At 43.2% G+C, this 13,365-nt stretch carries 6 protein-coding genes; all 6 read left to right on the top strand.

Annotation, left to right across the window (positions count from 1 at the left end; all coding sequences use genetic code 11):
• Positions 1–417: 417 nt before the first annotated feature.
• The 6 genes from AC3CID_RS09170 (at position 418) to AC3CID_RS09145 (ending at position 12,833) form a co-directional block, all read left to right on the top strand.
• The gene (locus AC3CID_RS09170) at positions 418–2,196 is read left to right on the top strand and encodes a sodium:solute symporter family transporter (RefSeq protein WP_017092953.1); all 1,779 of its coding nucleotides are present in this window, start codon (positions 418–420) and stop codon (positions 2,194–2,196) included.
• 217 nt (positions 2,197–2,413) lie between these two features.
• Positions 2,414–4,492 carry a DUF4962 domain-containing protein gene (locus AC3CID_RS09165; protein WP_488526433.1) on the top strand — a complete coding sequence of 693 codons (2,079 nt, stop codon included), beginning with the start codon at positions 2,414–2,416 and terminating at the stop codon, positions 4,490–4,492.
• Between the two features lie 548 nt (positions 4,493–5,040).
• Positions 5,041–5,922, top strand: a complete 882-nt coding sequence (locus AC3CID_RS09160; RefSeq protein WP_017076738.1) for an NAD(P)-dependent oxidoreductase — start codon at positions 5,041–5,043, stop codon at positions 5,920–5,922.
• Between the two features lie 1,068 nt (positions 5,923–6,990).
• Positions 6,991–8,862, top strand: a complete 1,872-nt coding sequence (locus AC3CID_RS09155; protein ID WP_146456814.1) for a methyl-accepting chemotaxis protein — start codon at positions 6,991–6,993, stop codon at positions 8,860–8,862.
• A 237-nt stretch (positions 8,863–9,099) separates the two neighbouring features.
• A complete protein-coding gene (locus AC3CID_RS09150; RefSeq protein WP_488526432.1) occupies positions 9,100–10,842 on the top strand; it encodes a polysaccharide lyase family 7 protein in 1,743 nt (580 codons plus the stop codon).
• 422 nt (positions 10,843–11,264) lie between these two features.
• A complete protein-coding gene (locus AC3CID_RS09145; RefSeq protein ID WP_488526431.1) occupies positions 11,265–12,833 on the top strand; it encodes a polysaccharide lyase family 7 protein in 1,569 nt (522 codons plus the stop codon).
• Positions 12,834–13,365: the final 532 nt, after the last annotated feature.

Raw genomic sequence — 13,365 nt, 5'->3', positions numbered from 1 at the left:
CTTAGATATTTAAATTGAATTCTAATGATATTACCCGCTCGATTTTGATAAAAACACTGGTTTATTGTGTGATGAATGATGTGAATTTGGTCTCAAATTCTCTTTTATTATTTTTTAGGTCTTTATGTTTATATGTGTTCGGTTGTATTTGTTAATAAGTGTGCAAAGTCTCACTTTTGTTTTAAGTTGTTGTTTTTAAAGTGAAACTTATTTTAAGTGTTTGATCTTTGGGGTTTTCACCTAAAACCCTAACAATTTGCTTAATGGATTAGTCATATTCCATCCTATGTCATATATATAATTAACTTAATCAATCAAAATAAGATCACCATCACTTATTTGGATTATTGTACTACAAATAAAGGGTCGAATTTCCTATAGTCCTCGTAACAAATTATAACGGACAAAGGATACACGATGGAACTCAACACGATTATTGTCGGCATTTATTTCCTATTCTTGATTGCGATAGGTTGGATGTTTAGAACATTTACAAGCACTACTAGTGACTACTTCCGCGGGGGCGGTAACATGTTGTGGTGGATGGTTGGTGCAACCGCCTTTATGACCCAGTTTAGTGCATGGACATTCACCGGTGCAGCAGGTAAAGCGTATAACGATGGTTTCGCTGTAGCGGTCATCTTCGTAGCCAACGCATTTGGTTACTTCATGAACTACGCGTACTTCGCGCCGAAATTCCGTCAACTTCGCGTTGTTACGGTAATTGAAGCGATTCGTATGCGTTTTGGTGCGACCAACGAACAAGTATTCACTTGGTCTTCAATGCCGAACTCAGTGGTATCTGCGGGTGTGTGGTTAAACGCATTAGCAATCATCGCTTCGGGTATCTTCGGTTTCGACATGAACATGACTATCTGGGTGACTGGCCTAGTGGTATTGGCGATGTCGGTAACAGGTGGTTCATGGGCGGTAATCGCATCTGACTTCATGCAGATGGTTATCATCATGGCGGTAACGGTAACTTGCGCGGTTGTAGCGGTTGTTCAAGGTGGTGGTGTTGGTGAGATTGTTAACAACTTCCCAGTACAAGATGGTGGTTCGTTCCTTTGGGGCAACAACATCAACTACCTAAGCATCTTTACGATTTGGGCATTCTTCATCTTCGTTAAGCAGTTCTCTATTACTAACAACATGCTTAACTCTTACCGTTACCTAGCGGCTAAAGACTCAAAGAATGCAAAGAAAGCCGCACTGCTTGCTTGTGTGTTGATGTTGTGTGGTGTGTTTATTTGGTTCATGCCTTCTTGGTTCATTGCAGGCCAAGGTGTTGATTTATCAGCGGCTTACCCGAATGCAGGAAAAAAAGCGGGTGATTTTGCTTACCTATACTTTGTACAAGAGTACATGCCAGCAGGTATGGTTGGTCTATTAGTTGCCGCGATGTTTGCAGCGACAATGTCTTCAATGGATTCTGGTCTAAACCGTAACTCAGGTATCTTCGTTAAGAACTTCTACGAAACAATCGTTCGTAAAGGTCAAGCATCTGAGAAAGAGTTAGTAACCGTATCTAAAATTACTTCAGCGGTATTTGGCTTCGCTATTATCCTTATCGCACAGTTCATCAACTCGCTTAAAGGTTTGAGCCTGTTTGATACGATGATGTACGTAGGTGCGTTAATCGGTTTCCCTATGACGATTCCTGCATTCCTTGGTTTCTTCATCAAGAAGACTCCGGACTGGGCTGGTTGGGGTACGCTAGTTGTTGGTGGTATCGTATCTTATGTGGTTGGTTTTGTTATCAACGCGGAGATGGTAGCAGCGGCGTTTGGTCTTGATACTCTAACAGGACGTGAATGGTCTGATGTTAAAGTTGCGATTGGTCTGATTGCTCACATCACGCTAACTGGTGGCTTCTTCGTACTATCTACGATGTTCTACAAGCCTCTATCAAAAGAACGTCAAGCGGATGTTGATAAGTTCTTTGGCAACTTAGATACACCATTAGTAGCAGAATCGGCAGAGCAAAAAGTGTTGGATAACAAACAACGTCAAATGCTTGGTAAACTGATTGCGGTAGCGGGTGTTGGTATCATGTTGATGGCTCTTCTTACTAACCCAATGTGGGGACGCCTAGTCTTCATCTTATGTGGTGTGATAGTTGGTGGTGTCGGTGTTCTACTTGTGAAAGCGGTCGATGACGGCGGCAAGCAAGCGAAAGCAGTAACAGAAAGCTAATACATAGAAAACGTTTATAATAGAATGCGACGACTCGAAAGGGCGTCGCATTTTTTATTCTGCGGAACCGGAAAACCGTCAGGTGAAAGATATCTGACCTAAATCACGAAAACTGTACAAAGTGGTTCAATCGAATCGAAATATATTCAATTGTCCTACAATAAGACGTATATTGATCGCAATTCCTTTCAATCAACTTGAAAATAAGTGAGTTAGAATGAGCGACCAAAAATCTCTTGATGCAATCAGGAAGATGAAGCTGGAAAACGATACTTCAGCAGGTAATCTTGTAGACCTACTCCCTATCGAAGTTCAAACACGTGACTTTGACCTATCATTCCTAGACACCTTGAGCGAAGCACGTCCGCGTCTTCTTGTTCAAGCTGATCAGTTAGAAGAATTCAAAGCGAAAGTGAAAGCTGATGAAGCTCACTGCATGTTTGATGACTTCTACAACAACTCGACAGTTAAGTTCCTTGAGACTGCTCCTTTTGAAGAGCCTCAAGCGTACCCAGCTGAGACGGTAGGTAAAGCTTCTCTATGGCGTCCTTATTGGCGTCAAATGTACGTTGATTGCCAAATGGCACTGAACGCGACACGTAACCTAGCGATTGCTGGTGTTGTGAAAGAAGATGAAGCGCTCATTGCGAAAGCAAAAGCTTGGACTCTAAAACTGTCTACGTACGATCCAGAAGGCGTGACTTCTCGTGGCTATAACGATGAAGCGGCTTTCCGTGTTATCGCTGCTATGGCTTGGGGTTACGACTGGCTACACGGCTACTTCACAGATGAAGAACGTCAGCAAGTTCAAGATGCTTTAATTGAGCGTCTAGACGAAATCATGCACCACCTGAAAGTGACGGTTGACCTATTAAACAACCCGCTAAACAGCCACGGTGTTCGTTCTATCTCTTCTGCTATCATCCCAACGTGTATCGCGCTTTACCACGATCACCCGAAAGCAGGCGAGTACATCGCTTACGCTCTAGAATACTACGCAGTACACTACCCACCATGGGGCGGTGTAGACGGCGGTTGGGCTGAAGGTCCAGACTACTGGAACACACAAACGGCATTCCTAGGCGAAGCATTCGACCTATTGAAAGCATACTGTGGCGTAGACATGTTTAACAAAACATTCTATGAAAACACCGGTGACTTCCCGCTTTATTGTATGCCTGTTCACTCTAAGCGCGCGAGCTTCTGTGACCAGTCTTCAATCGGCGATTTCCCAGGTTTAAAATTGGCTTACAACATCAAGCACTACGCAGGTGTTAACCAGAAGCCTGAGTACGTTTGGTACTACAACCAACTGAAAGGCCGTGATACTGAAGCGCACACCAAATTCTACAACTTTGGTTGGTGGGATTTCGGCTACGACGATCTTCGTTTTAACTTCCTTTGGGATGCACCTGAAGAGAAAGCACCATCAAACGATCCACTGTTGAAAGTATTCCCAATCACGGGTTGGGCTGCATTCCACAACAAGATGACTGAGCGTGATAACCATATTCACATGGTATTCAAATGTTCTCCGTTTGGCTCAATCAGCCACTCTCACGGTGACCAAAACGCATTTACGCTTCATGCATTTGGTGAAACGCTAGCGTCAATAACAGGTTACTACGGTGGATTTGGTGTAGACATGCACACTAAGTGGCGTCGTCAAACGTTCTCTAAAAACCTTCCACTGTTTGGCGGTAAAGGTCAGTACGGCGAGAACAAGAACACAGGCTACGAAAACCACCAAGATCGCTTCTGTATCGAAGCGGGCGGCACTATCTCTGACTTCGACACTGAATCTGATGTGAAGATGGTTGAAGGTGATGCAACGGCATCTTACAAGTACTTCGTTCCTGAAATCGAATCTTACAAGCGTAAGGTTTGGTTCGTTCAAGGTAAAGTATTCGTAATGCAAGACAAGGCTACGCTTTCTGAAGATAAAGACATGACTTGGCTAATGCACACAACTTTCGCAAATGAAGTGGCAGACAAGTCTTTCACTATCCGCGGCGAAGTTGCACACCTAGACGTAAACTTCATCAACGAGTCTGCTGATAACATCACTTCAGTTAAGAACGTTGAAGGCTTCGGCGAAGTTGATCCATACGAGTTCAAAGATCTTGAAATCCACCGTCACGTTGAAGTGGAATTCAAGCCATCGAAAGAGCACAACATCCTGACGCTTCTCGTTCCTAATAAGAACGAAGGCGAGCAAGTTGAAGTGTCTCATAAGCTTGAAGGCAACACGCTACTACTCAATGTTGACGGTGAAACGGTTTCAATCGAACTGTAATCCGCTGAAGTAACAGAAGCTAGATACTAAAAACTCCGAGTGAAAGCTCGGAGTTTTTTTGTTTGTCTAGTTAGTTAGCTAGTTAGCTAGTTAGCTAGTTAGTTAGTTAAGTTGGATAAGTGGCAAACCGATCAGGTTGAAAGAAAACTTGATTGGCCTGGTGGAAACCACCGTCTTAAGTAACTCAAGCACTGAGCCCAGCCTTACAACGGTTTAGTTAGCGTCACGGCGGTTTAGTCAGTTTTACAGTGAACTACCTTCGTCACTGGCTGAGTAAGGGAGTAGTGAACTATACATAGGTAAAGGCGTAGCTTGTTCTTACTAATCGTATGACATTTAACGTATGTTATTTCATCAATAGACGGTTTTTTAGGTGGCATATAGTTCCTGTAAGTACAAAGCGTGCCCCATATTTTCTCGTAAAGTGAACCCCCGTCACAACTTGCGTCTAACCATCAAATCAATGCCCTAAAACTATTGCGAAACGAGAAAGACGTAGTTATTATAATGAGCATATAATCATACAATACTATATTTGGAGTTTGAACATGACTAAACCTGTAATCGGTTTCATTGGCCTAGGTCTTATGGGCGGCAACATGGTTGAAAACCTGCAAAAGCGCGGCTACCACGTAAACGTAATGGATCTAAGCGCTGAAGCTGTTGCTCGCGTTACAGACCGCGGTAATGCGACTGCATTCACTTCTGCTAAAGAACTCGCTGCGGCAAGTGACATTGTTCAGTTTTGTCTTACAACTTCAGCTGTTGTTGAAAAAATCGTATACGGCGAAGACGGTGTTCTAGCGGGCATCAAAGAAGGCGCAGTACTAGTAGACTTCGGTACTTCTATCCCTGCTTCTACTAAGAAAATCGGCGCAGCTCTTGCTGAAAAAGGCGCGGGCATGATCGACGCACCTCTAGGTCGTACTCCTGCACACGCTAAAGATGGTCTTCTGAACATCATGGCTGCTGGCGACATGGAAACTTTCAACAAAGTTAAACCTGTTCTTGAAGAGCAAGGCGAAAACGTATTCCACCTAGGCGCTCTAGGTTCTGGTCACGTAACTAAGCTTGTAAACAACTTCATGGGCATGACAACTGTTGCGACTATGTCTCAAGCTTTCGCTGTTGCTCAACGCGCTGGTGTTGATGGCCAACAACTGTTTGATATCATGTCTGCAGGTCCATCTAACTCTCCGTTCATGCAATTCTGTAAGTTCTACGCAGTAGACGGCGAAGAGAAGCTAGGTTTCTCTGTTGCGAACGCAAACAAAGACCTTGGTTACTTCCTTGCTCTTTGTGACGAGCTAGGTACTGAGTCTCTAATCGCTCAAGGTACTGCAACAAGCCTACAAGCTGCTGTTGATGCAGGCATGGGTAACAACGACGTACCAGTAATCTTCGACTACTTCGCTAAACTAGAGAAGTAATCGACGTACGACCTCGCTAGGGTATTGCTTGTCTTCTAGGCGGCGATACCTCGGCGAGGTTCGTTTTTATCTGCCATATCCAATCTTTTGTTCCCTGTTTAAAATCTTCTACTTCTACTTCTACTTCTACTTCTACTTCAATTCCCTCAGCTACACCTAATCAAAACTCTGTTTAACTCTGCTACTGCCTCAATTCCTGTTTTTTCTATATCTATATCTATTTCTAACGGCAAATTCAAAGCCTTCTAGCACCCACTCGTTCACTCACTTTTCCTCGCAAGCTTAAACCAGTGCACTTAACTGATTGTTGGTGGTGGCTTAACACTGCTCGAATGTCTGGTCTGAAAAGAAAGTAAAAAAAAGCCCACACAGCTGGTGACTGTGTGGGCGTATTCGGACTAGCCGTCTGGAAAAACCAATGAACAAGACAAGTAAAATAACGATTAACGAGATCCCCCGACAGTCTCTACATTAAACGTGTTCAATGACCTTAAAGCGCGTTGCTTCAATTACCACTTTGAATTGCACAAAAGCATCCAGAAATAACTTAAGTTATGATTCAAGTACACCATACATTAGGGGTTATTGTATTACAAATAAATCTAAAGGTTGAATGACTTTAGTGAATGGTTGGTTAGTGAGAATGTGACTTAAAGCTCACTTTCTAGTCAGCGAATCGAAATTGATATCAATAATTTGATTAGAAGCATTATCGGCGAATTTGTTTGATGGTTATTTAAAATTCGATCATTTTTCGTGATTTACTTGCTCTTTCCCAATCGCGTTAAAAGCCAAGACTCATAAATGATACCTATGTCACAGGGTGGTTTTAGCCAGTTTTAATATGTCAATATCGCTCACAGAAAGTTCCGTTAATTAAACATACAATATTAATTAAAGTAATGGTTGTGACGATGAATCGGCATGAACAAGTTTCGCTTCCCGTATCTTCGAAAATGTAAAAAATGACCATTTCATTCGGATGAAAATAATAGACATAGGTTGATATGGATGATGAGTTTTATGAATTCAAAATTGTCTCTAGGGTTTAAAGGAAAATTGATTTTAATGGTGGCGATCGTCAGTTCTAGTGCGTTGGCATTTACGAACTGGTTTACGCTTGACTTAGCAGCAGACCAGGTAAACCAAACGATTTATAACGAGATTGACCACTCGCTAACGATAGAAATTAATCAAATAGAAAGTACCGTTCAGCGCACTATCGATACCGTAAACTCTGTCGCACAAGAGTTCATGAAATCCCCATACCAAGTGCCTAGTGAAGCACTTATGCATTACGCAGCCAAGCTCGGTGGCATTGATAAAATCGTAGTTGGTTTTGACGACGGCCGTTCTTACACTTCTCGTCCGTCAGAGTCTTTCCCTAACGGTGTTGGAATCAAAGAAAAGTACAATCCAACCACTCGACCTTGGTATCAACAAGCGAAATTGAAATCAGGCTTATCTTTTAGTGATCTGTTTTTCACTAAGAGTACTCAAGTGCCTATGATTGGTGTGACGTACTCATACCAAGACCGCGTCATCATGGCCGACATACGTTTTGACGATTTGGAAACGCAGCTTGAACAGTTGGACAGCATCTACGAAGCCAAAGGCATTATCATCGACGAGAAGGGCATGGTGGTCGCTTCAACAATCGAAAACGTACTTCCGCAAAGCAATATATCTTCCGCAGATACGCAGATGAAACTCAACAGTGCCATTGAACAGCCTGATCAATTCATTGAGGGTGTGATTGATGGTAACCAGAGAATATTGATGGCCAAGAAAGTGGATATTGGCAGCCAGAAAGAGTGGTTCATGATCTCTAGTATTGACCCTGAACTCGCGCTCAATCAGTTGAATGGCGTGATGTCGAGTGCGCGCATCCTTATCGTGGCTTGTGTGTTTGGCTCGGTGATATTGATGATTTTGCTTCTAAATCGTTTTTATCGCCCAATCGTGTCACTGCGCAAAATCGTCCACGACCTATCTCAAGGTAACGGAGACCTGACTCAAAGGCTTGCTGAGAAGGGGAATGATGACTTAGGACATATCGCCAAAGACATCAACTTGTTCATTATCGGCTTACAAGAGATGGTTAAGGATGTGAAATATAAGAACTCGGATCTCGATACCAAGGTACTGAGTATTCGCGAAGGCTGCAAAGAAACCAGCGACGTACTGCAAGTTCATACTGATGAAACGGTTCAAGTGGTCTCTGCGATTAACGGCTTGTCTGAAGCATCGAATGAAGTAGAGAAGAGTTCTCAGTCCGCGGCAGAAGCAGCAAGAGAAGCGGCTGTGTTCAGTGATGAGACTAAACAGATTAACACCGTGACGGAAACCTATATCAGTGATCTTGAGAAGCAAGTCTGCACCACTTCTGATGATATTCGCTCAATGGCCAATGAAACGCAGAGCATCCAGTCTATCGTGTCTGTGATTGGCGGGATTGCGGAACAAACTAATTTGCTGGCATTGAATGCGTCAATTGAAGCGGCGAGAGCGGGTGAACATGGTCGAGGTTTCGCGGTGGTTGCTGATGAAGTCCGTGCGTTAGCCAACCGAACGCAAATCAGCACCTCGGAAATAGAAGAGGCGTTATTGGGTTTACAGTCGAAATCGGATGGTTTAGTTAAATCGATTGAACTGACCAAAAGTAATTGTGAGATGACTCGCGCTCAAGTTGTTCAAGCGGTAAACATGTTGGCGAAGCTAACTGAGCAAATGGAAACAGTAAGTCGTTTCAACAATGACATTTCGGGTTCATCTGTTGAGCAAAACGCCCTTATTCAGAGCATTGCTAAGAACATGCATAAGATTGAAAGCTTTGTTGAGGAACTTAATAAGCTAAGCCAAGATCAGTTGACTGAATCAGCAGAAATCAAAACACTTAACGGTAGCGTTAGTGAGTTGATGAGCAGCTTTAAGGTTTAATCTTTCTAATATTTATATCTAAAAATCAACATACTAAGTTTAGTTGTTGATCTGAGAGCCACTCATTAACTGTCGAGTTTAGAGTGGCTTTTCTGCGTTGTTCTTGAATCTAATTCTACGCAATATCCGTTAATTTCACTTCATTTGCCGCATCTCACATTCTGATAAATAGATAATTGACATAAAATAGTACAAATATACATTATCACTCTACTCTTATGGATAAGTGAGATAAATGTGAATAAGCCAATCATCATCGTTGCGCTCGCTTCGCTCACATACGGCTGCGGTGGAAGCAGCTCAAGCGATAGCAATGACTCTTCTGATAACACCAGTCCAGGTACTTCTTATGGTGTTGTTGCGCCTTATGATATTGCTAAGTATCAAAACATCCTCTCGAGTTCTGACCTTCAGGTATCGGATCCTAATGGCACAGAGGGTAATAAAACTTCTGAAGTTAAAGGTGGGGATTTCGATGGCTACATCAGTGATTATTTTTACGCGGATGAAGAGACGGAAAACCTAATCTTCAAAATGGCGAACTATAAGATGCGTTCAGAGGTTCGTGAGGGAGAAAACTTCGATATCAATGAAACTGGTGTAAGACGAAGCCTGTATGCGGAAATAAGCTTACCTGATATCGAACATGCAATGGCGAGTTCACCCGCTGATCATGATGAAGTGACGTTGCTACAGATACACAATAAGGGCACTGACGAGAATGGTACGGGTTATATCCCTCATCCGCTATTGCGTGTAGTTTGGGAGCAGGAACGAGATGGCCTCACAGGTCACTACTGGGCGGTCATGAAAAACAATGCCATTGACTGTAGCAGTGCTGCTGACTCTTCGGATTGTTACGCCACTTCATATAATCGCTACGATTTGGGAGAGGCGGATCTCGATAGTTTCACCAAGTTTGATCTTTCTGTTTATGAAAACACCCTTTCGCTCAAAGTGAACGATGAAGTTAAAGTCGACGAAGACATCACCTACTGGCAGCACCTACTGAGTTACTTTAAAGCAGGTATCTATAATCAATTTGAAAATGGTGAAGCTACGGCCCACTTTCAGGCTTTGCGATACACTACAACACAGGTCAACGGCTCAAACGATTGGGATATTAGCGATTGGAAGTTGACGATCCCTGCGAGTAAAGACACTTGGTATGGAAGTGGGGGTGACAGTGCTGCTGAACTAGAACCTGAGCGCTGCGAATCGAGCAAAGGCCTTCTCGCCAATAACAGTGATGTCTACGACAGCGATATTGGTCTTTCTTATTTCAATACCGATGACGGAAGAATGCACTTTAGAGCTGACATGGGATATGGCACTAGTACACAAAACTCTAGCTATATTCGTTCTGAGCTTAGGGAGTTGTATCAAAGCAGTGCTCAACCGGATTGTAGCACCAGCGATGAAGATACAAGTTGGTATTTGGAGGACACTAGAACGAACGCTACCAGTCACGAGTTAACCGCAAGCTTACGAATTGAAGACTACCCGAACATTAATAATCAAGATCCAAAAGTGGTAGTTGGGCAAATCCATGGTTGGAAGATCAATCAAGCATTGGTGAAGTTGTTATGGGAAGGAGAGAGTAAGCCAGTAAGAGTGATACTGAACTCCGATTTTGAACGCAACAACCAAGACTGTAACCATTGTGACCCATTCAGTGTCGAGTTAGGTACTTATTCGGCAAGTGAAGAGTGGCGATATACGATTCGCGCTGATCAAGACGGTGTCTACTTGGCGACTCATGATTTAGATGGAACCAATACTGTTTCTCACTCAATCCTTTGGGGGCAAGATTACACTGATAAGGATGGGGACACGGTGTCGTTAACGTCAGATTGGGTATCGACAGATGTTGCTTTCTATTTCAAAGCGGGCATCTACCCACAATTTAAGCCTGATAGCGACTATGCGGGTGAAGTGTTTGATGCGAGCTTTAGTTCTCTAAGAGTAGAGCATAACTGAGTTCTCAGATGTTTGATTAGCCATGTCGGTAAAGAAGATGACCATATTGACGCCTAACAATGTGGTCTTTTTTTGTTTTTGGACACTTACAGTGATTGTTTGGAAGGACAAATGTTCTGCTCGAATCATTCAAATGCACACGATTACAGCTCGTTGATTCTGCCCTTGCTAGCTCATTTCGCATTCTAAACTCTTATATATTGTCTTTTATCAATAGGAAATGTGATCCAGTTAAAGTATGGAAAAATCGGAAAGTGTTCCTAGTCTCATTTATCCAATGAAGTGTTTTATTTGTATTATAAGATTACGTAATATTTTCATGTTATCGCAAATACTGATAGGTAAATCGCCTTATAGCTCGTGTTTGCTGATTTGGCTTTCACTTACGAACGCTGTCTTTGTATTATAATAATGGATTAAATATGAAACAAATTACTCTAAAAACTTTACTCGCTTCTTCTATTCTACTTGCGGTTGGTTGTGCGAGCACGAGCACGCCTACTACTGATTTTCCAAATAACAAAGAAACTGGTGAAGCGCTTGTGACGCCAGTTGCTGTTACCGCAAGTAGCCATGATGGTAACGGACCTGATCGTCTCGTTGACCAAGACCTAACTACACGTTGGTCATCTGCGGGTGACGGCGAGTGGGCAACGCTAGACTATGGTTCAGTACAAGAGTTTGACGCGGTTCAGGCATCTTTCAGTAAAGGTAATCAGCGCCAATCTAAATTTGATATTCAAGTGAGTGTCGATGGCGAAAGCTGGACAACGGTACTAGAAAACCAACTAAGCTCAGGTAAAGCGATCGGCCTAGAGCGTTTCCAATTCGAGCCAGCAGTGCAAGCACGCTACGTAAGATACGTTGGTCACGGTAATACCAAAAACGGTTGGAACAGTGTAACGGGATTAGCTGCGGTTAACTGTAGCATTAACGCTTGTCCTGCTAGCCATATCATTACTTCAGACGTGGTAGCTGCGGAAGCTGCAATGATCGCTGAAATGAAAGCGGCGGAAAAAGCACGCAAAGATGCGCGCAAAGATCTTCGTTCTGGTAACTTCGGTGTAGCAGCGGTTTACCCTTGTGAGACAACAGTTAAATGTGAAACACGCACTGCGCTACCTCTACCAATGGGCTTACCTGAGACACCTCTAGCAGGTAATGCACCTAGCGAAAACTTTGATATGACTCATTGGTATCTATCTCAGCCTTTCGATCATGATAAAAATGGGAAGCCTGATGATGTTTCTGAGTGGAACCTTGCAAACGGTTACCAACACCCTGAAATCTTCTACACAGCTGACGACGGCGGCCTAGTATTTAAAGCTTACGTGAAAGGTGTACGTACATCTAAAAACACTAAGTACGCGCGTACAGAGCTTCGTGAAATGATGCGTCGTGGTGATCAGTCTATTAGCACTAAGGGTGTTAACAAGAACAACTGGGTATTTTCAAGCGCGCCTGAATCAGATTTAGAAGCGGCAGCGGGTATTGATGGTGTTCTAGAAGCTACCTTGAAAATCGATCACGCAACAACGACAGGTAATGCGAACGAAGTAGGCCGCTTTATCATTGGTCAGATTCATGATCAAAACGATGAGCCAATTCGTTTGTACTACCGTAAACTGCCAAACCAAGCAACGGGTGCGGTTTACTTCGCACACGAAAGCCAAGACGCGACAAAAGAGGACTTCTACCCTCTAGTTGGTGGCATGACTGCTGAAGTTGGTGAAGATGGTATCGCGCTTGGCGAAGTGTTCAGCTACCGCATCGCAGTTAAGGGTAACACGATGACTGTCACTCTAATGCGTGAAGGCAAAGACGACGTAGTGCAAGTGGTTGATATGAGCGAAAGCGGCTACGACGCAGGTGGTAAGTACATGTACTTCAAAGCGGGTGTTTACAACCAAAACATCAGCGGCGACCTAGACGATTACTCACAAGCGACTTTCTACCAACTAGATGTATCGCACGATCAATACAAAAAGTAATCTAACCCTATAAACCAAAGCCTCCAACTCCCAGAGTTCGGAGGCTTTTTTGTGTCTGTTGTTTGGGCTTAAGCGTATGATTTAATTGAGTAGGAGAGGGGTAGTTATCAGTTGCACAGAGTTTAAGACATTATCATTAAGCTCATTCAGTATTAACTTTAGTCATTATCAGTTTCAGTCACTATTAACCCCCCAAGCGCCGATCACCATTAACCTCGCTCATGATTAATCTCGGTTACCAGTAGGCCAACTTGTCGGGGATTTAAACCCAAATAATGTCGTTATGTTTATCGTAATCACCATAGCTCGAAAACTTTGACTTTGTTCTCAAAGTATTTACCAATGCGACGTCTATACACGAACGTCGCATTGTGTGTGGTCTACTAATAAGCGTTAGCTCGGCTGACTACTCCCGTACTGTTCTTGGAACCGTCACGCTTGGATTGTTGAGCGAGGCTCCTAACAACAGCCATAAGTAGTGCTTTAACTCTTTCATAAATAGGAGGGTAGGGTTAGCCATTACTCTATTAGC

The sequence above is a fragment of the Vibrio sp. QJM3NY_21 genome (assembly GCF_057785975.1).
The sequence above is the reverse complement of the archived record's forward strand: the minus strand, read 5'-3'. Positions and strand labels throughout refer to the sequence as shown.

Excerpts from the sequence above, each read along its gene's own strand:
- AC3CID_RS09170 (WP_017092953.1), top strand. The coding sequence starts at position 418 with ATGGAACTCAACACGATTATTGTCGGCATTTATTTCCTATTCTTGATT.
- AC3CID_RS09165 (WP_488526433.1), top strand. The coding sequence starts at position 2,414 with ATGAGCGACCAAAAATCTCTTGATGCAATCAGGAAGATGAAGCTGGAA.
- AC3CID_RS09145 (WP_488526431.1), top strand. The coding sequence starts at position 11,265 with ATGAAACAAATTACTCTAAAAACTTTACTCGCTTCTTCTATTCTACTT.
- AC3CID_RS09160 (WP_017076738.1), top strand. The coding sequence starts at position 5,041 with ATGACTAAACCTGTAATCGGTTTCATTGGCCTAGGTCTTATGGGCGGC.
- AC3CID_RS09155 (WP_146456814.1), top strand. The coding sequence starts at position 6,991 with ATGGTGGCGATCGTCAGTTCTAGTGCGTTGGCATTTACGAACTGGTTT.